Source organism: Lishizhenia tianjinensis, from assembly GCF_900116425.1.
In the GTDB taxonomy this organism is placed as follows: Bacteria; Bacteroidota; Bacteroidia; order Flavobacteriales_D; family Crocinitomicaceae; genus Lishizhenia; species Lishizhenia tianjinensis.
The window spans coordinates 185,594-209,727 of the sequence record NZ_FPAS01000002.1 but is presented as its reverse complement, the minus strand read 5'-3'; the positions used below and the strand labels follow the sequence as shown (position 1 = coordinate 209,727).

Below are 24,134 nucleotides of genomic sequence, written 5' to 3'. Positions count from 1 at the left end.
GTTGTTTTCAATATGTTTCGTTTACCAACGAGTGCGATAAAATAAGCATTTTCGGAAGAATATAAGGGCTACTGGTGGTGATTAATTATTATCCGTTGGACGTATGTCACGCAGTGGAAGTTTCACAAAGAATGTACTTCCTACCCCCTCTTTGGTGTCGAACCAAATCTCTCCGTTGTGATTTTCTACAATTTGTTTTACCATGGCTAAACCTAAACCAGTTCCCGTCGATTTTGTTGTGAAGTTAGGTACAAATATTTTGTGCAATTTGTTTTCAGGAATTCCACAACCATTGTCCTTTATACTAATCACTATTTCTCTATCGAGCTCTTGTATACCTATACTGATTTTACCTCCCTCTCCATCAGGAAAGGCTTGAATGGCATTTTTTATCAGGTTATTAAATACGCGCAAGATTAAGTTTTTATCGGCATAAACCATGTACTCGTCTTTTTGATACGCCGCAACAAACTCAACGTGTTCAGCATCCTTAAAAAGGTTCATACAATTCTTTAACAAAGGAACGATGTTAATTAAACTCTCCTCCGGTTTGGGCATTTTGGCGAAGTTCGAGAATTCATTGGCAATGTTGGTCAGCGCATCGATTTGCTCTATGATACCGGTAACCATCTTGCTCAATTTCTCTTTAGCTCTTTCGTCGTTTGGATCGAAGGCACGCTGGAAATGTTGTAACCTCAACTTCATGGGAGTTAAAGGATTTTTAATTTCATGCGCTACTTGTTTGGCCATTTCTCGCCACGCACTTTCTCGTTCTCCTTTGGCCAATTGCAAGGCTTTGATTTCTAATTCAGCCAACTTGGCGTTGTACTCTTTTACCAAAGCTCCAATTTCATCATCACCTGTGTAATCGATGGGTTGTGTGGTTTTCCCAAGCTCCACAGAAGAGAAGTTGCGCTGTATCAATTTTAAGGGTGAAGTAATCCAATTGGAAATGAAAATGGCGATTACAACTGTAGATACTATAAGTAATACCGCCAGATTGATAATGGATACCAAAAAGCTTGAGATTTGACTCTCAAAATCATTCTGCTTGGCAAAGTATTGAAGGTTTAAGAAAGCCGTTTTTTTCCCTTTATTATTCAAAAAAGGTATGTAGGCCGAGAGGTAATTCAAATCCCCTATGTTCTCGTTGTGTATGTATTCTGATGACTTCTTAAATTTCAATTCCCTAAAAGCATCGGGGTGCATGTAATTGTTGATCAAACCTAACTGATAAATTTTAGGCTGTGATGAGGCCATAATTTCTCCCTCCAAATCAAAGAGGTTGATGTCTGTTACGAAAACACCCGAAAATTTCTGGAGAATGAATTCCATGTAATCACCGAGTTCTTCTTTGCTTAAATGTTCTCTATCTCCAAGTTTTTGTTTTACCTCCGTATTTACTGAATAGATTTTCTCTTGTATGTTATCGTTGGTGTAGGTGTTGTATTGCGACCTTACGAAGCTTCCTGAAACTCCTCCAAAAATAATAAGCGCTACCAAAACCAAGGAGATCAATACGAATTGAATTTTTACCGAAAGATTGAGTCGCCCAAACTGTATGGCTTGTTTCTTACGACTCAGCAACCAAGGAAAAATCAACAATATAGCAAAGAAGGTAAAGAGGTAAGAAAAAGTGGTAAAAACACTTAGCTTGGTCAATTTTCTTTTCGACAAAACAAGGGTATTTAAGTCATCATAGGCATAAATAAAATGACTAAACTCAGCATCTTCGACAAAGCCTTTTTGGTGATCAAAACTGTGAATAAACACGTTTTCATCTAGGGGATAATTGTACTCATTATAACGCATCACCAAGGTTCCTAAAACATATTTCGCCATAGAATAACCTTCTAGTTCTTCCAGCACGTTGGCTTTATCGTTGATTAACAAACGTGGAAAACCAATTTGCTCAGGAATACGCTTAGATTTAAAGGTGGCATATAAATAGGCCGTATCTGCGTCGTGCACTACAATTTCCCTTGCGATGTAGCTCAACTTATCCTTATAATCTTCAATAAAATAAATGCCCAATTCCCCTTTATTCGGACCTAAAATCTCATTTAACTCTTCAACGGTTTTTCGCTTGGTATTTTGAGAGGTTAAAATATTTTGGAGACTATCATTAAACAAGTAAAGATTTACATCATAGCGCTCCCAAAAGTTATTGAACAAGGTAGTTTCTAGCTTGGTTTTAAAATCTGCTTGTCTTAATTCAAAGGGGTGATGCATGGCATGGTGCACTTCGTCGCTATTCACCAACTCCTCGCGCAACAAGGAATACTCCAAATCCACATTTGGATCGAAATCAGAAGCCAATTGATTGGCGTAAAGTTCTCTTGTTTGGTATTCATTTATGGTGTTGTACTCTCCTAGGGTAAGGGATGCAAAGAAGGAGAACAAGGCTAAGATTAATATACTAGATCCAAAGGAGTAGACATTCTTATACCTGTACTCTAGGTACAGCAAACATCCCGTAATAATTCCAGGCCATAGCGCAATAAAGAAGGCTTGATCAAAAAGAAAGATGCCACACACCAAATTCGCCATAGCACTAAAAAACCACAACATACTTATCTGCGTGATGCGTGATTTTGTGAGATTTAACAGACGAATAACTCTTCTTAAAAATAAAAACTGTAGGTAAAAAAGTATAAATACACTTACCAAGGCCACAAAAGAATAGCGGTTCAGGTTGAACAACTCTTCTACCTGCAAAGGAATGTTAGAGTTGGTTATAAGGTTTTGTAAGATGTTGGAAATGATGAAAGAATACACAAAACTTATCACAAACAAAGGATAACCCCATTGTGGTTTAATTTCTCGTAAATACTTAAGGGTCCACCACCCCAACAGTATATACAAAACAATATTCAAACAGAATTCGCCCAAATTCGGAGAAATGAAAGAACTGGCGTAAATCTCTGGACTATAGACATCGAAATCTTCAAAAATGGCAGTCCACTGGTATTCCAAGGTAAAATAACGCAGTACTAAAACCGAGAGTACAAAGCCCCAATATTTTACTGGAGATGGAATATTGAAATACTTGAGCAGTTGGGCCAAGCCCATTAACAACGAGAAGATACCCAACAAATACAAACTAAAAATCAACAATTCCTGACCCGGTGTAGTGTTCTTACCTCCCGTTAGTTTGATGCTAAATAAGTACTCTCCTTTTTTATTGTGTATAGGCGCACCTATGTTAGGGTTGAGTGTTATTTGAAGTTCTTGAGGAAGCTGCAAGCTTGCGGCTAATTTATTTCTAAGTTCATCATTTTCATAGGGATAATTAGATTGTATAAGCACTCCACTTACCAAACTCAGATTTCCCACCCCCATTTCTTTGACCAAGTAATAGCCGTTGTTGAGTTCTTGAAGTCCATCTCTTGGCTTATCAGAGGCGGTAATTTCTATCTTATTATCCGACCAATACACCAAACTATCTTTGTTCAAAAACAGATAATTCTGAAAATTTCTTTCGTTGGTAAAATCTGTTTTCAGCCAAAGTTTGCGTACAGAAGATTTCTTCACCAAATCAAAACTTCTTTGGTTAAAGGCTTCTAGTTCGGTTTCTATTTTATTGATTTCATTTTGAAAGGCAGCAATCTCCTTTTGAAAATCGGGTGCATAAAAAAGGGAATACAACACCCACGTGAAGGTAAAACTCACGATGGCCAAAATCAGCCAAAAGGTGGATTTTAAAATCTTTTTTACTTCTCCCATTCCGTCTGGAAATTACTTAAAATTCAATTCTCTTTGAAGATTGCGGAGTAAATTCTCAAAATCCTCCTCCGCTCTATGATCGTTGTGAAACACAAAATCTGCTCCACTGCGGTAAGGTTGCAAAAACTGTGCATAACAAGGTTCAACATGGTGCTTCCATTGATATTTAATCATTTCCTCATCATAACCACGCGTGGCAACATCCCTCAATATTCTCCTGCGCAATTGCTCCTCTTTGTCTAACTCAACGTAAACACTGTAGTTTAATTGCTCGCGCAAAGCCTTGTAGTGCAGGGTAAACAATCCTTCTACAACTATACATTTAGAAGGAGCAAGACAAATTTCTTGTGGCGGTTCATCTGAGGCATTGTACTGGTATTCTTTCAAATAAACCTTCTCTCCCTGTTTCAAACGCATTACATCTGCCACCAACTTTTCTTCGTAGAGCGAGGTCGGCAAATCAAAATTCACCTCACCATTTTCGTCCCTGAGCTGTTGTTCATAAGGCTTATAATAATTGTCCATAGAAACCACAGTTGGTTCTTGATCTTTCAACGCCAGCTTCAAGCGATTCAACAAAGTTGTTTTCCCCGATCCGCTACCACCACATATGCCTATTATCTTCACCATCTTTATTTTCTATCACCCAAAAATAAAACTCTTCCATAGATAGCAACTTTTCTGCTGCTTCTAATGTCTTTTATAGTAAGATTACAAGTATCGTTGGGTTTTACAACTGTTAAAATAAAAACATTAACGTATCTTGTACGTTCATAAACCATATAATGAATTATACCATGAAAAAATTTAGTTTAGTGCTTAGTGTTGCAGCACTACTTTTCATCGGCTTAACTGCTGAGCAGAAAGAAATTACAACGCTTGCCATAGGTGCAGATATGCCCGGTAAGGATTTAGAGCTTACTCGAACTGATGAAAACAAAACAACCCTCGCCGATTTTAAAAAAGAAATGGGTACCCTTGTTATCTTTAGTTGTAACACTTGTCCTTTCGTAATTGGTAGTGATAACTTTGAAGGATGGGAAAAATCCTACAATGACATCCAAACGGTTGCAAAATTAAACAAGGTTGGTTCTGTGCTCGTCAATTCAAATACGGCCAAGCGCGACAAAGGAGATAACCTTGCAGATATGAAAAAAAGAGCAGAAGACAAAGGGTATTTAATGGATTATGTACTCGATAAAAGAAGCAGGTTAGCGGATGAATTTGGAGCAAAAACAACGCCTCACGTTTTCTTGTTTGATGCCGATGACAAATTAGTTTACGAAGGTCAAATCAACGACGCCTACAAACCGAACAATAAGAAGGTGAAGGAATACCTAAAAGATGCATTAAATGCACTTGGAGCGGGTAAGAAAATTAAAGACAGTAAAACTGATGCTGTTGGATGTGGGATTAAAAGAAAATAAACTATGCGCGTATTTAAATACATACTACCTCTATGTCTAGGTGCCTTTGGTGCACTGGCTCAAACGCAAGATCTCGGTGCGCCCGATTCTTGGTTGGAGGCTGACGTAAATCAACTTAACTACCTTACCATGCCCACTGTAGATGTGGCCGAAGAATTAGCAATAGACTCTATCAACAAGGCTGCAGGTTACAATAAAACATTTCGTTTTGGGTATGAACATAACGTTGATGTAGATGTATTTAACCAAGGACAACAATACTTCAATACCAACAATCAGCGTGTTACGCAGTTGGCTATCGAATGTCCAGATGCCATCTCAATTAATTTAATATTTGACCAGTTTCATCTCGCAGAAGGTACACTACTTTACCTTTATAACGACGATAAAACACAATTCATTGGAGCCCATACTTCTCAAAACAACAATCCTAATAATTCTTTAGGTGTTGACTTAATTTATGACTCTAAAATGATCATAGAAGTTATAGAACCTCAAGACGTTATAGGTTTATCTAAGCTTCACCTTGGAACTATAATTCACGGTTACAAAAATTTGGCAGAAATAGCCTACCAATTTCATTTGAAAGGCCTAAACTCTTCAGGTTCTTGTAATGTAGATGTGAATTGTCCAGAAGGTGGAGGTTTTGAACGTCAAAGAGATGGTGTAGCCATGCTGGTTTCTGGTAGTGGCTTCTGTTCAGGTTCTTTGATTAACTGTGCAACAAATACAACGGACAGCGTTACCCCTTATTTATTAACAGCCAACCACTGTAATACTAACAATGTAGTAAACGCCGTGTTTAGGTTTAGATGGGAGGCACCTTATGACGGAACTTCTTGTGCTACCACTTCCTTTTCTCAAAATGGCGGACAAACCATGAATATCAATGGCGCTCAATTAAGAGCCAGTAATATTATTGCAGATTTCTGTTTGGTAGAACTCAACAATGAGCCAGATCCAGCTTGGAATGTTTACTATTCAGGTTGGGACATGACAGGGGATACGGTAATGCACGCCAACGGTATCCACCACCCAAGTGGGGATATTAAAAAATTCTGTCAAGAAGATGATCCAATAAGCAAGGTAGGACCCCAATATTTCAACGGTGGAAACGCTTACTTCTGGAAAATTGATGATTGGGATATAGGTGTTACAGAACCAGGTTCATCTGGGTCTCCACTTTTCAATGAAGAGAAACGTATCATCGGAGTATTATCAGCGGGTCAAGCTGCTTGTAATGGAACCAACGACAATAACCTTTGGGATATTTATGGGCGTTTCGATGTAGCTTACGATGATTTGGCCGACTCAACCGACCAATTAAAATATTGGTTAGACCCGAACAATACAGGAATTCAGTTCTTGGATGGTATGGCTTCTAACGTTGGACTTTTCGAAGAAAATGCACCACAAATAGATTTCGAAATCTACCCTAACCCAAGTACGGGTCAATTTGAAATTGAAGTAGGAGAAATCAATGAAGAGAAAACTATCAACATCTACAACGCACTCGGAGAACACATCCAAAGCTTAAAAAGTTCTGATGTAATCATCTCCATCAATATGGCTCAATATGCCAAAGGCGTGTACATGGTTGAAGTACAACAAGGCGACCAACGCGGTGTACAACGACTGGTTTTACAATAGAGATTACAAGAGGAGTTGAAAAGCTCCTCTTTTTTTATCTTAAAAATATGCATCTGACCTCAGCATCTAGTCTCCGCTCGTTAACTAGGTACAATGCTAAATCATATTTGGAAAATTTGATGATTTGAAGGATTTGAACATTTGAACATTTGAATTGTTGAATTGTTGAATCCTTCAATTGCTCAATCCTTCCGCTAAAAATCACCAAAACAAAATCATTAACTTTTCGTTATAACTTAGCGTTGATGAAAAATTGGATGTCTATACTTCTCTTGAGCCTATGTTTACTCCTTTCGGGAGGCATGCTCTATGGACAAACTTCCAATTTACACAGCTATTTTATACCCGCGAAATCCGACACCATAATACTGGATAGCTTAAGTATTTACAGCTGTAGTTTTCAAGTGTTTTGCGGTCAAGATTTACTTCCAAGTAGCGACTATTACCTCGATGCAATGGCTGCAAAATTTGTTCTCTATACTTCCTGCAACGACAGCTTAAAAGTAAAGTATAGAACCTTTGATGTCAATTTCACCCAACGCATTCAAAACAAAGACACTTCGCTCATATACAGAGCCAATAAAACACAAAACCAAGAAGACTTTCTTTATACAGCCGAAAATAAAGCTCAAGATATTTTTGGATCAGGCATACAAAAGTCAGGTAGTATCTCCAGAGGTATAGCCTTTGGTAACAACCAAGATTTATCTGTAAACTCTACCCTTAACCTTCAACTCTCTGGAGATTTAGCTCCCAACTTAAAAATATTAGCTTCCGTTTCAGACGACAACATTCCCATCCAACCCGACGGAAACACAAACAAGCTTCAGGAATTCGATCAAATTTTCATACAGGTTTACAACGACAAAGTAAAACTCATCGCTGGTGATTTCTGGGTTAAAAAACCAACAGGTTATTTTATGAATTACAACAAAAGAGCGCAAGGTTTGTACGGACAATACTCTTGGTCTAACCAAGAAAACACCCGTTGGACTGTACAAGGTTCTGGTGCTCTATCTAAAGGTAAATTTGCCCGTAACATCATTCAAGGAGTAGAAGGAAACCAAGGTCCGTACCGCTTGCGTGGAAATGAAAACGAGCCTTATATCATTGTTCTTTCCGGTACAGAAAAAGTCTACCTCGATGGTAAATTATTAGAACGAGGTCAAGAATTCGACTACACCATTAACTATAACACGGCAGAATTAACCTTTACCTCAAGAAACTTCATCACTAAAGACGTGCGTATCATCGTAGAATTTCAATATTCAGATCAAAATTACGCGCGTTCTTTGTTTCAAACCTCTTTGAATTATGAAAGCAAAAAATTGGATTATTGGTTCAACGCATACAGTGAGCAGGATGCCAAAAACCAAAATTTGCAACAGCAATTATCCTTTGCAGACCGTCAACTTCTAGCCAGTGTTGGCGATAGCTTAACAGGTGCTCGAACATCTTCCATAGATAGTGTTGCCTTTAGTGAACAACGTATTCTTTATGCGCTAAAAGACAGTTTGGGTATAGATTCGGTTTTGGTTTACTCTGTAAATCCGAACACAGCACATTTCACCGCAAGTTTTGCCTATGTGGGGCCTAACCAAGGAAATTATGTCTTTGACCAATACACCGCACTCGGTAAAGTTTACAGATGGGTAGCACCCGTGGGTGGAGTTCCGCAGGGAGATTACAGTCCCTCACGTGTACTTATTCCGGCCAAACAACAAAACATGATCAGCTCAGGTGCGCGTTACCGCATCAACAAAACCTTTAGTGTAGAAACAGAGTTGAGTACCACAAAAAACGACATCAATACCTTTTCGCGTTTAGACAAAGACAACGACAATGCCTTTGGTACTTATGCCAAACTGATAGGTGATTTTGATTTAAGTAAAGACAGTTCGGGTTTATGGCGCATGGTAAATGAAGGCATGGTAGAATACAGAACGGCCAATTACAATCCCATACAATGGTACAGAGATGTAGAATTCGATAGAGACTGGAACGTAAGAAATCAACCCTATTTAGGCGAACAATTGGTGAGTAATCTGAGTGCTAATTTTGCGCACCAAAGTAAAGGAGAATTTAAAACTGCTTTTCAATCTTTAAACATAGGGAATGACTATGCAGGGAAACGATTACAATCTTTAGGAAAGTGGAGAGGAAAAGGATTCAATGCCAATTGGGATGCCAGTTATTTGAATTCAAACGCACTCAATACCAATGATTATTTCAGGCATAAAATCAACCTCAGTAAATCTTTCAAATACTTTAAAATAGGTTTCATAGACGACCATGAATTCAACCAATTTTACAAAAACAAAGACAGCGTACTTACCACCAGTTATGAATGGTACGACTGGCAAGTTTATTTAGGGGAAGCCGACACCGCTAAAAATGGTTTTCAAATCTTTTACAGAGAACGCTACGACAGGAGAAGTGACAGTACAAATCTATTGCCCGCTGCTTTTGCCAGAAGTACAGGAGCCTCTTACAATTGGCGCACCAATAAACATTCTCAACTGGAAGTTTTGGGAAGCTATAGAAATCTAAACATTAGAAATACAGACATCATCAATGCCCAAGCCGAAAACAACGTGGTAGGAAGAATAGATTACAAACTAAACCTTTGGAAAAGAGCTTTGAGTGCCAACACCTTTTACGAGATAGGATCTGGTTTAGAATTGAAAAAGGAATTCCTGTACATACAAGTAAACGCTGGTCAAGGAGTATACACCTGGATAGACTACAACAACGATGGTATTAAAGATTTGGGAGAATTTGAAATTGCCCAATACCAAGACCAGGCCGAATACATTCGAGTTTTCACGCCGAGTGACCAATATGTAAAAACTTACAGCAACGAGTTTAACCAAAGTTTCTTTTGGCGCCCAGAACGTTTGTGGGCCAACAAAAAAGGAGCTTTGCGTTTCCTTTCTCGCTTCTCCAACCAAACCCGATTTAGAATGCTACAGAAAACCAGTAATTTAGACGAGAACTTTTACAATCCTTTGGAAAGGCAAATTGCAGATACGAGTTTAATTAGTTTGGGATCTACTGTAAGAAACACCTTCTACTTCAATAGAACCAACACCATTTTTGGCGCCGACTACACCTTTCAACGTTTGGAAAACAAAACCCTTTTGGCCAATGGATTTGATGCCAGAAACAGTACTTTCCATCAAGTAAACGCCCGCTGGAACATCCAACGTAAATTCACGTTGAAACTGGAATCGGAGTTTGGTCAAAAAATAGCCTTGGCCGATTACACCAGCGGTAGAAACTACGACATCGTCTACGATAAAATTGCCCCTTCTTTAAGTTTTCAACCTTCTACAACTTTCCGTTTAAGTTTTGAAACGCGCTTTGAAAATAAATACAACAAGGTCATCTACGGCGGAGAAACTTCAAACATTATGGATTTGGGGATAGACTTCAAACTCAACCAAGCCGAAAAGGGAAGTTTACAAGCCAAGTTCAATTATGTGCGCATTACTTACGTGGGAACGGTAAACAACGCCATTGCTTTTGAAATGTTAGAGTCTTTAAAACCAGGAAAAAACTATACTTGGAATGTAAACTACCAACGCAGTATTTCTAAAAACCTTCAAATCAGTTTACAATACAACGGTAGAAAATCGGAAGACAACAGAACCATACACGCCGGCGGTGTTGAGGTGAGAGCCTTTTTTTAAGGAGAAGATATACCGCTAGATTTCTAGACAGCTAGAAGAGTTTAACCAACTTTTGAATAAAAGGTTATTGAGCGGAGCGCTATGGTGCGGTGTACTGAGCAGCGTCCAAGTAAGTGGAATCAAAGTATCGAAATATAAATCCTCCCTACTCCCTACTTAAACTCTAAACTATCATTTCTCACACTCCAAACTGTACTACCAATTCTCATACACAAATATCACTACGTAATAGCGCAAGAATTTACCTAAGGTCATGTAAGTAAAAGACCAATATTTATTGGCGCGAACGATACCGAGTAAAAGCATAATAAAATCACCAATAAAAGGTGCCCAAGCCAGCCAAGCGGTATAAGTTCCGTAGCGTTGCACGTAACTTTCCCATTGTGCTTTTCTTTTGTTTTCACTTCCAAATCGCTTCTGTAGTTTAGCACTCCCCCATGCACCTATGTAGTAATTCGTAGCTCCTCCCAGTGAGTTACCCAGTGTAGCTACAAACAAAGCCGTCAGTGGATCAAATCCTTCACTTAAAAACAGCAAGAGCACCACCTCCGAAGAAAAAGGCAGCAAAGTAGCCGACAAAAACGTGATGCCAAACAAGCCCAACCAACCGAAAGATAACCACATGCCAATTAAGAATTAAGAGTTAAGAATTAAGAATTGTTTGAGTGAGCAGTAAAACATCCCCCCGCTGACTCGGAGTGCTTTGCCCTTTTTGAATTTTGATTTTTAAATCTTGAATTAACGTGTTCTATCCTTCAAAAAAGCCAAACGATCTCGGGTTACCGAGAGTTTTTCCCAATTCCAAATGCTGTATAAGATCTCCTCTTCATTACTTGTAGCTTCTACTTCACCCAAAGGATTTACCAACATAGAATCTCCGCTGTAGGTGATTTCATTATCATCTTTTCCCACACGGTTACAACCTGCAACGTACACTTGATTTTCTATAGCACGCGCTTGTAACAAAGTTTTCCAATGGTGTGATCGGCGTTCGGGCCAATTGGCTACATAAATCAAGGCATCGTACATAAAGCTACCATCCTCTTCAACTTTGTTTCTCACATTTTCAGGAAAACGCAAATCATAACACACCTGTAAATTGATTTTCCAGCCTTTGTATTCTACAATTTTATTGTGACTCCCTGGCGTAAAATAATCATCCTCATTGGCCAAAGTGAACAGCTGGTTTTTATCGTAGTGAAAAAGTTTATGATCTGGGGTAATAAACACCAAACGGTTGTAGAAATAATCGAGTTCTCTTACAATTAAAGAAGTACACACCGCACACTGCTTTTCCTCCGCAATCTTTCGTAACCAGTTAATCCCCGTCGATTCTTCCATGGTTTCACCCAATTCCTCTACATTCATGGTAAACCCCGTATGGAACATTTCGGGCAAGAATAAAATATCTACATCCTCCTCCAAATTCAAAAGCAGAAGTTCAAAATGTTTTAAATTCTCTCGTTTGTTTTCCCAAGCTTGATGGGCTTGCAGCGCTGCTATCTTTAAATTTTGCATAATAAGTCTGTTGCTTGTTGTAAAGTTTCTTCTGTTTTGGCAAAACAAAAGCGCACTACTTTATCGTCTCTTTTATTGGCATTAAAAACTGATGTGGGTATTACTGCTACTCCTTTTTCTGTGGTCAACCATTTGGAAAAGCTCACGTCGTCTAAATCCGATATAGCACTGTAATTCGCTGTTACGAAGTAAGAACCATACGAAGGTAACAACTCAAATTTCGAGTTCTTCATAGCCGCGGTAAAGAAATCTTTCTTCTGCTGGTAAAATGCACTCAGTTCGTTCAAATCGGTTTGTGGTAAGTATTCGGCTAGGGCTAGCTGACCAAAACTGTTGACACAAAACACCAAATACTGGTGCACTTTTTTGATTTCCTGCAAAAGATAATCAGGCGCTACTAAATAACCGAGTTTCCAACCTGTGATGTGGAAAGTTTTGCCAAAAGAAGAAATGATGATGGCCCTTTCCCTTATTTTTTCACGACTATTTATAGAAATAAACTCCTTTTCAAAATGAATGAATTCGTAGACCTCATCTGAAAGCAACAACACCTCTGGGTATTTTTCAAGAATGGCTTCTAATGCTTCTATATCACTCAAATCAAACATCATCCCCGTTGGGTTGTGTGGATTATTAATGATGAGCATACGCGTTTTTTCATTCATGGCTGCTTCTATCTTGTTCCAATCGATGCGAAAACCTTTTTCCATGTTTATATGTACAGGTTTTGCACCAACCAACTCTACAGCTGGCGCGTAGCAATCGTAAGACGGATCTATCACAACCACCTCGTCACCCCTATGCACCAAAGCTTGAATAGCAGTAAAGATTCCCTGCGTGGCACCTGCGGTTATCAATATCTCCTTTTCGAAATCTACCTTTCTTCCATAGTGCAATTGAATTTTATCCGCCACTGCACTGCGTAAAGGATTATACCCCATCATTGGCAAGTATTGATGGGCATTGGTTCTTACCAAATTGGCCATAATATCTTCCAACTTTGTATCTATCTTAAAATTGGGAAATCCTTGTGAAAGATTAATCGCATTTACCTCGTTGGCCAATTGCGACATTTGCGTAAATATGGTTGTACCCACATTGGGTAATTTAGATTCTATTGTGTGCATGGGTCCAATTTAAGTATTCTCTTTCTTAGAAGGAAGTTCTCCGCAAAGTTATCCTGCCTTTCGTCTACCTTTTACATAGAATGCCCGAAGATTTAAATGAGAAACCTTACTTTTAGAACCACTAAAAAACACACCCATGAAAATTAAAATTCTAGCACTTGCTCTTTTGAGTGCTATAGGCGTGCAAGCGCAAGTGAAATCATCAGGTTATATTCCCCAGGACGCAAACTTTGTTTACAAAATAAACACCAACAATATATTGAAAAAGGTGAGTCTTGAAACCTTAGAAAGTTATGCTTTCATGCAAGACATCGCCAAAGAGATCTCTAACAGAAAAACTACTCAAATCAGTGCCTTAGGTTTAGACTTTAGTCAAAGCTTTAACCAGTTTGTAGTAATGCAAGGAGAAAACGCCAAAATGGGGTTCAACTTTGCCATAAAAGACTTAGAGGCTTTTTTCACCAATACATCTTTACCAAAAAGTGTATGGATAGACTTAAAAGATAGCGGTGTTGCCTTCCACCATTCTATGGTTTATGTTTTAAGGGATGACATACTTACGATGATGAGTGTACAGGTAGACCATAGCAAAGTGAGAGATTACAGTGACAGTATTTTTGATGCTAATGGTTGGGACAAAGGATATTATTACGATAGCTACTCTTACGACTACGACGAAGAAGCTGTTGAAGAAGTATACGAAGTTTATGAAGAACCGAGTATTTCTGAGGACTATGATCTTGCCGTTCCCCCAATGGAGGAACCAGAAGCAGAAATGGAAGCAGAAATCTCTATAGAAGAGGAAGAAGAAGTTGCTGAAGTAAATTATACTCCCAAACATCCGAATTTTTACGACTTCCAAGACAGTGTGCGCAAAGCATGGAAACAAGTGGCTTTAAGTAAGGCTGCAGATGAAATTACTTCTGGTGTACAATTTAAGGGTGAAGCGCTAGATTTCTTAAATACTGAAAAGGATGCAAATCTTTACCTTTTGCAAAAGCTTCCCAACATGGATCACCTTCTTCCTATGATGGCGCGTGAGCTCAACATGCCGAAAGACCTCCTCAAAAAATTACTGGAGATGAGCGAAGGAAATGAAGTTTTCTCTTCTTTTGATTTCACAGATGAGGGCTACGCTTTTACAACGACGATGCACTACAACGGTATATTTGAAAACATTGCCAACCTTGTAGAATACGACAAAGTAGAAAAGAAGCTTTTGAATTACATACCTGGAAATTCTAAAGGATATGTACTTTTAAACAACAACAGCTACGAAACCTATGAAGCCATAAAAGCAGAACTAATTCCAGATCTAGAAAATTCTGAGAACCCTGCAGAAAACAGTGTAGCCTATGTATGGTACGCATTAGATAACTTTATGGATATGGAAGCTTTCTACCAAGCTTTTCCTTCTGAATTAGTTTTCTCTTACAACGGATTTACAGATCAAAAAGTGAAACGTGTAAGGTACACTTACGACGAAGATTTCAACTATACGCGTACAGAAGAAGAGCGCATGGAAAAACTGCCAAGTTTCTCTTTGGCCATGTATACTGAAGATGCTACTTTCTTAGAAAAAACACTGAACTATTTAACCAGTACTTTTGGAGAATTCATTGAGAAAACAGATGACTATTACATCATACACACTCCGAGTATGCCCAATGTTTACGTGCGTTTACAAGGTGAGTTTATTTTAGCTTCTAACGATATCGCTCACGTAACTACTCACGCCAATGGTTATGGAAAAGAAGATGGTTTGGCAAAGGCCGAAATCAAAACTTTAAAGAAAGTGAAAGGTATTTATGCGAAGATGGATTATGGAGCAGTGATGCAAAGTATTCCTGCAGAAATGATGGGTGACAGAGCGCACTTAGAAATGATGCAATACATGCCGTACATGGGTGTAGTTACCCTAACTCAAATGATAGAGAAAGGTGAAGCACAACTCAACTTGAATTACGACATGAAATCTGAAGCTCCAAATGGAATGTACGGAGCCTTGAATCTCATTGAATTATTTTTCAATAACAACAATTAAAAAGAATGAAAACGTACATCTACCCCCTTCTTTTTACTGCACTTTTATTCTTAAGTGCATGTGGATCTAAGAAAAATGAACTTCCTTTTTCCTCTAAAATTGAAGAAGGAGATGTATGTGCTTTAATACATGCCAGCGAATTACAGGAGGAAATACTCGGGAGTCAGTTATTGAACAGTCTCCCGAGTCTTCGTCCTTTCTTGCTAAACATAGACCTATCTCAATTACTAGATTTCAAGAACGACAGTGTTTTTGTTGTCTCTGATTTTAAACGCGTAGCCGCCTATGTAGAAATCAATTCATCGAGCAGAGTACAGGAACAGATGAATATGTGGTTTAAAAATGTGGTGAGTCAGCAAGACAGCATAGCTAACTTTGCCATTTACAATTGGGAAAGAGAGAACCTGAGCATAGCGTTTAATGACTCTTGTATCATTTTCACCCATAAATATGACATCAACGAGAAGGTGCGTCATTTCCAAAAACAAACCCTTAGAGCAGACGCCTGGAATCGCATACTCCGTTCAAAAAAAGCAGAGCAAAACATCTTGGTCTATTTAAGGGATACACTAAACCCTGAGTTGAGCATTTTTGTCTACGACACCCTAATTAACGATGAATTGGCCCTACACTTTACCGCCAACAGTTCTAAAGAACTTCCTTTCCTATTAAAGAATTTAGAACAAGGTTATAAAAAGGGTGATATAGGCGTGAATTTCCACTACGAAGCAAAACAAGCCAACCGTGTGGATCACTACCTCTACAAAGCCATGGAAAAGGTTGGGTTACATGCTGAAAAAATGCAAAACATCACAACTGGGGACTATCGTTTTCTAAAGGGTGGTGAAACTGAAATTAAAAAGGAAATCATCACCACTGAAATGGACGAAAACTTTAACACCGTTGAAGTAAAGCAAGTTATTACCGAAAAAGTAAAAGGATTTATATTAGAGCTTTCTGGTAATGAAAAAGCCATTCAAACTTACTTGGAAGAAACGGGTGTTTTAAGCAAGCAAGCACAAAGCTACCAGCTCATGTATGAGAGCAATCTTCACCTTAATTCACAAGAGGGACTGTTCTGCATTAGCTCGACAAAAGAAAGGGCTGACTATTCTAATACACCACCCTTTATGTGGTTCCATACCCCTTTATTAAACTTTACAATTCCATTTATAGATTATACATCCAATCAAGTAGCATTTACACTGTTTATTGATGGCAAAGGCGAATTAACACCTCCTTCTATCGCCATCTTTTAGAAGTAAGCAATGTATCCAAAGTGGACTTTTCCATCACTCAATTGTATGGGGTTATCCATTTGTTTCCCCAAAGCATAAGAGATAGAAAAAATACCCAGGTTAGATCCAAAACTAAAACCTGCACCAAAACCATAGGGTTGATCTTGCAGGTAATTACCCACCGTAGATTCGTAAATACTCTGATCGAAAAAAGCAAAGAGGTGGGAATTTTTATCGAGTAAAAACCTGTATTCTACTCGCGCCATTGCATAGGTGGTTGCCCACAAACTTTGTTCGTTAAATCCACGCTGCGAGTTGAGTCCCCCAAAGCGAAACACCTCATTGGTATAGATTTCAGGGGCATAATAACTTTGCATACGACCATACAGTCGAACCACATTTCTCGGTGTTAAGGGCAGATAGGCATCTACAGAAAAATCCATTTTAAAGGTGGTTGCAATTTCCACCAAACTACTATCCGTTTCCCGCGATGATCTTCTTCCTAAAGACGCGGTTGACTCCAGTATCAATCCTTTAGACGGATTAGGAATATAATCTAAGCGTCTTCTGTAAAAACCTAAACCATAGCGGTTGGTACTCACATTGGATAAATCACTTAAGGTAGATTGCGTTCTTAACACCGCTGAGTTTTCTCTTTCATAAAAGGCATTGATGTAATTTCCTCCTTTTAGAAAATACTGTATCCCCACATTTGCATTGGTGGTTAAAAAACTGCTGTCTTGTTTGTACAAGGCAAAAGAAGATTTAATACCAAAGGGAGTATTGAGTAAAAAAGGATAATTAAAAGCAGCGTTCAGTTCTTGGGTCGTAGGTTGTAAACTTCGCCAATTCATCTCCAACAACTCTCCCCTTTTTAAGGTATTCTGCAATTTCAACCGTATATCTCCCGTAACAATAGTTCGCTCATTAATGGGATCTTGTTGCAAACCAGCTATCCCGTTAATTAAACTCACAGGATTACTCTTTAGATACAAATAGAGAATGCATCCCTCCGGCGTAAAAAGCACTTCATGGGGTCTTATTTCTGAAAGAAAAGCCACCTGCTGCATACGCGAAGAAATATCTCTAAGTAAAGCTTCTGAGTAAGGTTCTCCCTCTTGTATATTGATGTAATTACAAACATATTTCTTGCTAACTGCAGCCTCTCCTTTAACTTCAATAGAAAAAATGCTCACGTACGGACCTTTGTTTATCTCTAAGTTTGCATGTACTTCATCGCCCAAGATTTTAGCATCTTCTAGGCTTACTTCGGCAAAAGGAAATCCATGGTTCTCGCAGTATTTTAAAATACGTTGCAAGGTTTCACTCAAGGCTTTGCTGTCAAAGTTGAGGTTGAGTAATATCGTTTCACTTAAGGTTGGGATAGTATTGATGAAAGATGCATCTTCTTCATTCACAAAGAGTCTAATTTTTTGAAAGGAAGTCCCACGATAATAATGAACGGTTAACTCCTTTTCCTTCCAAACCAAGCTATCCATATTCGCCAGAGGATAACCCTTGGATATATCGGTTAACCACATCTTTTGAAGGTAATCCAAAACTTGTAGACTATCCTTAAAAGTTTTGCGTTCTACATGCTTGGCTTTGAGTGGCACATCCCCCTGAAAAGTAAGCTTATACTCCTTCTGAGCAGAGGCCCAAAAGGTAGATACGCTCAAAAGCAAAAAGAGGATGATGTTACTTTTCAAATTCTGTGATTTTGTTTAGAACTAAACACTTCATGTATAAGTATTTACAATATATCAATAATTTCAGCGTTTTATTTCTATCTTTGTAAGACTTCAACGTTAAAACTATTAAAACATTATGAACAAAAAAGTAGCCTTCGCGATAATTGGATTATTTCTTGCAAGTGTAGTAGCATCTTGTGCATCTTCTAGAGGTGGTCACTGTGACGCGTATACACAAGCTAAAGCTCCTGTTGAGAACAACGACTTAGCCGCAAACTAAGCGATTATCAAAAGTAACATTATTACGAAGGTTATCCAAGGGTAACCTTTTTTTGTGTCCCTACTTTTCTTCGTCCAATAAAACTTGGATATCTTCCATCAATTCATCTACAGAAGTCATAGATGTTCCATCGTAATAATTTCTGATGCGCAATTTTTGATCGACCAATACAAAGTTGTTGGTGTGAATAAAATCAGAACCTGCATCTCCCAAATTTTGAGCCTCGGCCGGTTTTAGAACAAAGAAAGATCTACGGGCTAAATCATATAACATTTCCTTTTCTCCTGTTAAGAAATGCCATTGATCTTTAACAGCACCATGCCCATCTGCATATTCCTTCATCACCTCTACGGTATCAATCTCTGGGTTTACGGTAAAACTCAAAATCTTCACCTCATCGTTTCCTTTAAAACGCTCCTGCACACGCATCATTTGTTGGGTCATACGCGGACAGATAGTACCACAGGTCGTAAAGAAGTATTCAACTACAAAAACTTTCCCTTTAACATCTTCTAAAGTTACTGTCTCGTTGTATTGATTTTGGAAGGAAAAGTCACCTATTCTATGGCCCATAGAAACGTGTTTCAAATCATTGGGAACCACACCCGGCTCTATAATTTGATTGGGCTGAATAACGCGCAAGTGTTTTTTGTTTTGCGACTCAGTAGTCATGAAATACGCCACCAATATACTTGCTACGACTATGGCTCCAAAAAGTACTACTCTCATCTTTTAAGAATTTGCTTTAGAAAGAAGGGTGATCTCTACACGTCGGTTAATTTCTCTACCCCATTGGTATTTGTTCGATTCTATAGGATGTTCAGAACCGTATCCTTTCCATGAAATGTATTTGGCTTTCACTCCCTTTTCGATGAGGTAATTGTAAACTGCTTCGGCGCGTTGTTGCGACAATAATATGTTGAGTTCCTCTAAACCACTCTTATCTGTGTGTCCACCAATTTCAACTTTAAACCCATTTCCTTGCAAGGCTTTGATTTTTACGATCAAACTGTCTAAGTAAAGCTTTGAACTATCTGTCAAAACTACTTGGTTGGGTTCGAAATTCACGCCTGATAAGACCATGCTTTGACCAATTTTCAGCGTCTCTAAACTGTCTTTTCTCTTTGTTTCAACGGGAGTTTCTCCTTGATCCACCAACACATCCATATTGTCTACTTTCTTCTCGAGCACCTTAACCTCTATTCTACGATTCCCTGCTCTTGTAGATTTGTATCTATTGCTGTAAAGAGGTTTGGCAGGACCATATCCTTTGTAAGAAATTCTCGATTGATCTATGCCTTTTCGCAACAACCAATTGTACACAAACTTTGCACGTTGTGCAGAGATTTGAACATTCTTGCTGTAAGACCCCGAGTTGTCTGTATACCCACCTATCTCTACTTTCAATTCTGGCTGCTCCTTCAAAGCCGTCAATAGATTTTGTAAATCTTGATTTCCATCTGGGTTAGAGAAACTCGCTTGTCCAGAAGCAAAACTCGTATTGTACAAAACAATAGAAAATCCAACCGGAATACTTTCAGGTACATACACCAAGTGTTCTACCTCTACATGAATTTCTGAACTATCAATAAACTCCGGCATAGGCGGACAAATTCTGTTTCCTAATGAATCCGATATCATCAAATCTGGGTAAGGCTCAAAATCCTTGATAATCTCTCTAATCTTTTGGTAACGCGGAGAGTTGTTAGCTCCGTCTGTATTGATATCCCAGTAATTAATTGCATCCCATTTCGACATTCCACAGAACTGACGTAAGGTTAATGCAGCCAATAAACCTGAAGCATGCCATCCGTTCCAACAATGTAAATACACGGGACCAACACTATCATTTATGGCAGAATTCCTCACCAATTTCAACATTTCGTATATGTGTTGATTATCGAAATAATCGTATTGGTAATATTGCATATCATTTAAACCACCGTGTACACACGCACAGCTATCAACTGGTGGAGCGGTATCAAAATTTTCTTGGTAGAGATAAATAGAAGCGGAAAAACCTTCCACACACAAGTTGCGAATACCATCATCTGGCAATGGATTGTGGTTGTTACGTTTGTTCTCTTTGTGGTAATAATTATTGGCACCTCCTCTGTAGGCTACCCCGTAAAGGATGGGACGTAAGTTTCTAGTTCCATACAAAGAATCGAAACCATCTCCCTTGTTGTCTGTAATTTTGTAGGTTAAATCACCACCATTGTAACGTTCTTTATAATATTCCGGACTCAAGGCAAACAAAGGTTTTACCGACAATAAAGAGTCTATGTAAGCCTGACGCTGCGCCAAGCTGTCTTGATACTGGGCTAAAGCCAAACTATCGCTTATGGCGTCTTGCCCAAAAACGTTTAAAAAACTGATTACGAATGCAAATGTTATACTTATCCTTCTCACATCTACAAAATTAATATAGTGTTAAACATAATGTAAAGACGCTGGAAATTTTATTTCACAAATGTCTTGTGGAAGGAAAAAGAAGGGCAGTTTGGAAGGTTAGTTTTGAGGTGGGAGAATAGATAATATTGAATGTATACTTGAAAATATTTTTAATTTTAACTCTAATCATCAAAATCACATGCGTAAAATAACCACACTTTTTTTCTCTTTGATTATAACATTGGGTTACGGTCAATCTATTACCAACCAAGACAAATTAGGAACCGGAAAGTTCTTCCAACCTTCGTCTGCAACATTCTTATCCGACGGTAGCATACTTTATGCATCAAGTACGGATGATAGTCTCACTAGTGGGGATAAAACAGTAATGGGTTATGGAGGATCTGATGCATGGTTAGTTAAAATGAGTTATAACCATCAAATAGATTGGCAGGTTTGTTACGGAGGAAGTAATGACGAATTTCTCACATTATCTAAAGAATTACCGAATGGAAATATTATAGTGGCAGGATCTTCAAGGTCTCCAATTTCCGGTACCAAATCCTCTCCCCACTTCGGTGAAGATGATATATGGTTGATGCTTATTGACAGTCAAGGAAATAAAGTTTGGGAGGAAAGTTATGGCGGTGATAACGTTGATTATCCAACCGACATCGTTTACTACAATAATCATTTCTATTTACTTGGCACTTCAAATTCTGGTGCAACTGGAAATAAAACCTCTACAAACTATGGCCAAGACGATCTATGGTTGTTAAAATTAGATATGACCGGTCAAGTAATTTGGCAAAAAACCTTAGGTGGAAACCTGACAGAATATATAGGCTATATAACGATATACAACAACAAAATATACATTTCTTCAACTTCATTTTCGCCACCTAGTGGTAACAAAACTTCCGTTAACTACGCTGAGGACGACTGCTGGTTAATTAAGCTAGACACCAATGGAAATGTTATAAATCAAAAAACCATAGGGGGAGACTTATTTGACGTCGGAGGGCCATTAAAAGTATTGAATGACAAGCTATTCCTTATTTACGAAAGTTATTCAGAAATAAGCGGAACCAAAACCACTCCGAATTATGGAAGTGTAGACGGCCAACTAATTATTTTAGACACTAATTTCAACATAGAAAATCAGTGGGCCTTCGGAGGAAACGCAAGCGATTTTTTAATCGATTTTAATTTCTTCCAAGATGAACTTTTTATTATCGGCGCATCAAATTCAGAAATAAGTGGCAATAAAACAGTTGAACCTCATTCAGATGGTACTTCATCTAATTTTGACTGGGATCTCTGGTTCATTTCCTTCGATACTTTAACTGAACAATTTAATTATCAGTCATCCATTGGGGGAAATAAAAGCGAAGTTTCTGCCTTCGTTGAAATAGCTAACCCAAACAATATAAAAGTTGTTACCATAAGCTGGTCAGAAAACACTGGAGACAAAACCATCCCTTTGACTTCTCATACTGGACAGTCCATGTATTTTGAATTCTGGACCTTCGATTACACCTACAACCTAGGAATTGACAAGGAAAAGCTTACTCAAAACTTAAACATCTACCCCAACCCTTTTGAAAACACACTTCATTTAAAGGAAGAATTTGCAAATACCAAGGTAGAATTCTATGATGCTCTTGGAAGCTTGGTATTCAATACTAAATCCAATGACTTAGGAACAATAGAAACAACTAACCTACCCGAAGGTTTATACATTGTAAAAATGACAGATGTAAACGGGAAGATTTATACCGCTAGAGTGGTGAAACAGTAAGAACTTATTGAGGTGTTTATTTGTAGAGTAGACACCTCTTTTTTCACTCCACTTTTGACTTATCTCTTATCACTAATCACCCAAACCGCACAATTCGCGCTTAAAACAATATCGCCACCTTCTGCACTCCAGGTAAATAGCTTCTTCCAAAGAGATTAAGGTGAACTAAATACGGATACAACTGGGTGTACTTGATGCGTTGTTGCCATCCTTTTTCTAAAGGGGAATAAACGTTGTAGTCTTCTATGAAATTATCGTTGAATCCACCGAACAATTGGGTCATGCCCAAGTCCATTTCTCGGTGACCAAAATAAATAGCTGGATCTATTAACATAGCATCACCACCGGCGTCTACCATGTAGTTTCCTCCCCATAGGTCTCCGTGCAAAAGTGCAGGTTGTTCGTTAGGAAAGACATTATCGATTTCCTTACAGAAGTTTTCAATTCCACGCACCCAAAGCTCGTTTAGTAAACCATTGTCAAAAGCCATTTTTGTAAGTGGAAGTATGCGTTGGGTGGCATAAAACTCTTGCCAGGTGTCTTTTTGGTCGTTGTGTTGCTCCAAAGAACCGATATAATTATCTACACCCCAACCGAATTGTTGATGGGTGAGTTTGTGCATTTCACTCAACTCATGGGCAAAGCGCACGTAGAAGGTTTCGTCTTTTTTTCCTTCCTCTATCCAATCTAATAAAAGATACTGGTAGTTTTCGTCTTCGAAATAATTTATGGGCGCTACACAACCAATTTGTGCATGTTCGTTGATGAACTCCAAAGCGTGCATCTCCTTTTTGAACATATCCGGATACCTGTCCTTCTCATTGATCTTCACCACAAAACTGGCCAAGCCTTCCCAAGAAATGAGGTAAACAGAATTGATATCTCCACCGTGTAAACTTATACTCTTCCCTATCGGGCGATTAAAGCCGCAGAAATCAGTTATGGTTTGTTGCTGTTGTGTATTCAGCATTATTTATTGTTCCAATTGGTCATGGTCATTTGCAAACCAATCGTAGTAAAATCTTTGATAAAATTGGTCGACATCTCTATGCGCTCGGGTAAATCCAAGGCTTCATTTTTCTTCCATTCTCCTAACACATAATCTGCTTGTTGCCCCGGGTGAAAATCATTCCCTACCCCAAATTTCAAACGAGCATATTTAGAAGTTCCTACCATTTTTTCTATGTCCTTTAAACCGTTGTGTCCGGCATCAGAACCTTTTCCTTTCAAACGCAAAGTCCCAAAAGGAAGTGATATATCATCCATGATTACCAAAACGTTAGCCAAAGGAATCTTCTCCTGTTGCATCCAGTAATTCACAGCTTTTCCGCTCAAGTTCATGAAAGTTGTTGGTTTAATCAACACCACTTGACGACCTTTCCATTTGGCATGTGCCACTTGCGCGTGTTTCAAGGTTTCGAATTCAGCTCCGCGTTCTTCGGCGAACTTTTCTACTACTTTAAAACCAATGTTATGTCGCGTGTTCTCGTATTTCGCACCAGGGTTTCCTAATCCAACAATTAGATATTTCATCACTACAATTTTA

The 24,134-nt window shown here is 38.5% G+C and carries 17 protein-coding genes; 7 read left to right on the top strand and 10 right to left on the bottom strand.

Annotated elements, in window-relative coordinates; translation table 11 throughout:
- Positions 1–81: 81 nt before the first annotated feature.
- Together BM327_RS07645 and BM327_RS07640 are read right to left on the bottom strand one after the other, a co-directional pair.
- Positions 82–3,726, bottom strand: coding sequence for a sensor histidine kinase (locus tag BM327_RS07645; RefSeq protein WP_090247872.1), 3,645 nt, complete (start codon positions 3,724–3,726; stop codon positions 82–84).
- A gap of 12 nt (positions 3,727–3,738) precedes the next feature.
- Complete coding sequence (locus tag BM327_RS07640; protein WP_090247869.1) at positions 3,739–4,356, bottom strand: uridine kinase family protein; 618 nt, start codon at positions 4,354–4,356, stop codon at positions 3,739–3,741.
- 167 nt (positions 4,357–4,523) lie between these two features.
- On the opposite strand from BM327_RS07640, the gene BM327_RS07635 reads away from it, so the two are divergent.
- From BM327_RS07635 to BM327_RS07625, 3 genes are all read left to right on the top strand, one after another.
- Positions 4,524–5,153 carry a redoxin family protein gene (locus BM327_RS07635; protein ID WP_170853713.1) on the top strand — a complete coding sequence of 210 codons (630 nt, stop codon included), beginning with the start codon at positions 4,524–4,526 and terminating at the stop codon, positions 5,151–5,153.
- Positions 5,154–5,156: 3 nt separating this feature from the next.
- A complete protein-coding gene (locus BM327_RS07630) occupies positions 5,157–6,803 on the top strand; it encodes a T9SS type A sorting domain-containing protein (RefSeq protein WP_090247863.1) in 1,647 nt (548 codons plus the stop codon).
- Between the two features lie 245 nt (positions 6,804–7,048).
- Complete coding sequence (locus BM327_RS07625; RefSeq protein ID WP_139230296.1) at positions 7,049–10,495, top strand: hypothetical protein; 3,447 nt, start codon at positions 7,049–7,051, stop codon at positions 10,493–10,495.
- Positions 10,496–10,690: 195 nt separating this feature from the next.
- On the opposite strand, the gene BM327_RS07620 is transcribed toward BM327_RS07625, so the two are convergent.
- From BM327_RS07620 to BM327_RS07610, 3 genes are all read right to left on the bottom strand, one after another.
- The gene (locus BM327_RS07620; protein WP_090247858.1) at positions 10,691–11,119 is read right to left on the bottom strand and encodes a YqaA family protein; all 429 of its coding nucleotides are present in this window, start codon (positions 11,117–11,119) and stop codon (positions 10,691–10,693) included.
- 114 nt (positions 11,120–11,233) lie between these two features.
- Positions 11,234–12,013, bottom strand: a complete 780-nt coding sequence (locus tag BM327_RS07615) for a nitrilase-related carbon-nitrogen hydrolase (protein WP_090247854.1) — start codon at positions 12,011–12,013, stop codon at positions 11,234–11,236.
- On the bottom strand, positions 12,001–13,140 hold the full coding sequence (locus BM327_RS07610; RefSeq protein WP_090247852.1) for a methionine aminotransferase: 1,140 nt from the start codon (positions 13,138–13,140) through the stop codon (positions 12,001–12,003). The genes BM327_RS07615 and BM327_RS07610 overlap by 13 nt, the downstream gene beginning before the upstream one ends.
- Positions 13,141–13,276: 136 nt before the next feature.
- Here BM327_RS07610 and BM327_RS07605 point away from each other — a divergent pair, with 136 nt between their 5' ends.
- On the top strand, positions 13,277–15,184 hold the full coding sequence (locus tag BM327_RS07605) for a hypothetical protein (protein ID WP_090247846.1): 1,908 nt from the start codon (positions 13,277–13,279) through the stop codon (positions 15,182–15,184).
- 5 nt (positions 15,185–15,189) lie between these two features.
- Entirely contained in the window at positions 15,190–16,443 is a 1,254-nt protein-coding gene (locus BM327_RS07600; protein WP_090247844.1) for a hypothetical protein, read from the top strand.
- Here the strand turns inward: BM327_RS07600 and BM327_RS07595 are convergent.
- Positions 16,440–18,131 (bottom strand): BamA/TamA family outer membrane protein, encoded by a 1,692-nt coding sequence (locus BM327_RS07595; RefSeq protein WP_139230295.1) that lies wholly within the window; start codon positions 18,129–18,131, stop codon positions 16,440–16,442. The two genes, BM327_RS07600 and BM327_RS07595, sit on opposite strands and share 4 nt — an antisense overlap.
- Positions 18,132–18,249: 118 nt before the next feature.
- Between BM327_RS07595 and BM327_RS15855 the strand changes: the two genes are divergently transcribed.
- A complete protein-coding gene (locus BM327_RS15855) occupies positions 18,250–18,393 on the top strand; it encodes a hypothetical protein (protein WP_170853712.1) in 144 nt (47 codons plus the stop codon).
- A 60-nt stretch (positions 18,394–18,453) separates the two neighbouring features.
- On the opposite strand, the gene BM327_RS07590 is transcribed toward BM327_RS15855, so the two are convergent.
- Together BM327_RS07590 and BM327_RS07585 are read right to left on the bottom strand one after the other, a co-directional pair.
- Positions 18,454–19,122 (bottom strand): SCO family protein, encoded by a 669-nt coding sequence (locus BM327_RS07590; protein ID WP_090247838.1) that lies wholly within the window; start codon positions 19,120–19,122, stop codon positions 18,454–18,456.
- 3 nt (positions 19,123–19,125) lie between these two features.
- On the bottom strand, positions 19,126–20,805 hold the full coding sequence (locus BM327_RS07585; protein ID WP_090247836.1) for an OmpA family protein: 1,680 nt from the start codon (positions 20,803–20,805) through the stop codon (positions 19,126–19,128).
- A 181-nt stretch (positions 20,806–20,986) separates the two neighbouring features.
- On the opposite strand from BM327_RS07585, the gene BM327_RS07580 reads away from it, so the two are divergent.
- Positions 20,987–22,588, top strand: coding sequence for a T9SS type A sorting domain-containing protein (locus BM327_RS07580; protein WP_090247833.1), 1,602 nt, complete (start codon positions 20,987–20,989; stop codon positions 22,586–22,588).
- A gap of 100 nt (positions 22,589–22,688) precedes the next feature.
- On the opposite strand, the gene BM327_RS07575 is transcribed toward BM327_RS07580, so the two are convergent.
- Both BM327_RS07575 and pth read right to left on the bottom strand, forming a co-directional pair.
- The gene (locus BM327_RS07575) at positions 22,689–23,558 is read right to left on the bottom strand and encodes a fructosamine kinase family protein (RefSeq protein ID WP_090247830.1); all 870 of its coding nucleotides are present in this window, start codon (positions 23,556–23,558) and stop codon (positions 22,689–22,691) included.
- On the bottom strand, positions 23,558–24,121 hold the full coding sequence (pth, locus tag BM327_RS07570) for an aminoacyl-tRNA hydrolase (protein ID WP_090247829.1): 564 nt from the start codon (positions 24,119–24,121) through the stop codon (positions 23,558–23,560). The genes BM327_RS07575 and pth overlap by 1 nt, the downstream gene beginning before the upstream one ends.
- Positions 24,122–24,134: the final 13 nt, after the last annotated feature.

What these genes read in the sequence shown, in the direction of transcription:
- BM327_RS07630 (WP_090247863.1), top strand. Translation starts at nt 5,157, where the DNA reads ATGCGCGTATTTAAATACATACTACCTCTATGTCTAGGTGCCTTTGGT.
- BM327_RS07620 (WP_090247858.1), bottom strand. Translation starts at nt 11,119, where the DNA reads ATGTGGTTATCTTTCGGTTGGTTGGGCTTGTTTGGCATCACGTTTTTG.
- BM327_RS07635 (WP_170853713.1), top strand. Translation starts at nt 4,524, where the DNA reads ATGAAAAAATTTAGTTTAGTGCTTAGTGTTGCAGCACTACTTTTCATC.
- BM327_RS07645 (WP_090247872.1), bottom strand. Translation starts at nt 3,726, where the DNA reads ATGGGAGAAGTAAAAAAGATTTTAAAATCCACCTTTTGGCTGATTTTG.
- BM327_RS07600 (WP_090247844.1), top strand. Translation starts at nt 15,190, where the DNA reads ATGAAAACGTACATCTACCCCCTTCTTTTTACTGCACTTTTATTCTTA.
- BM327_RS07625 (WP_139230296.1), top strand. Translation starts at nt 7,049, where the DNA reads ATGAAAAATTGGATGTCTATACTTCTCTTGAGCCTATGTTTACTCCTT.
- BM327_RS07575 (WP_090247830.1), bottom strand. Translation starts at nt 23,558, where the DNA reads ATGCTGAATACACAACAGCAACAAACCATAACTGATTTCTGCGGCTTT.
- BM327_RS07615 (WP_090247854.1), bottom strand. Translation starts at nt 12,013, where the DNA reads ATGCAAAATTTAAAGATAGCAGCGCTGCAAGCCCATCAAGCTTGGGAA.
- BM327_RS07640 (WP_090247869.1), bottom strand. Translation starts at nt 4,356, where the DNA reads ATGGTGAAGATAATAGGCATATGTGGTGGTAGCGGATCGGGGAAAACA.
- BM327_RS07610 (WP_090247852.1), bottom strand. Translation starts at nt 13,140, where the DNA reads ATGCACACAATAGAATCTAAATTACCCAATGTGGGTACAACCATATTT.
- BM327_RS15855 (WP_170853712.1), top strand. Translation starts at nt 18,250, where the DNA reads ATGAACAAAAAAGTAGCCTTCGCGATAATTGGATTATTTCTTGCAAGT.
- pth (WP_090247829.1), bottom strand. Translation starts at nt 24,121, where the DNA reads ATGAAATATCTAATTGTTGGATTAGGAAACCCTGGTGCGAAATACGAG.
- BM327_RS07580 (WP_090247833.1), top strand. Translation starts at nt 20,987, where the DNA reads ATGCGTAAAATAACCACACTTTTTTTCTCTTTGATTATAACATTGGGT.
- BM327_RS07590 (WP_090247838.1), bottom strand. Translation starts at nt 19,122, where the DNA reads ATGAGAGTAGTACTTTTTGGAGCCATAGTCGTAGCAAGTATATTGGTG.
- BM327_RS07605 (WP_090247846.1), top strand. Translation starts at nt 13,277, where the DNA reads ATGAAAATTAAAATTCTAGCACTTGCTCTTTTGAGTGCTATAGGCGTG.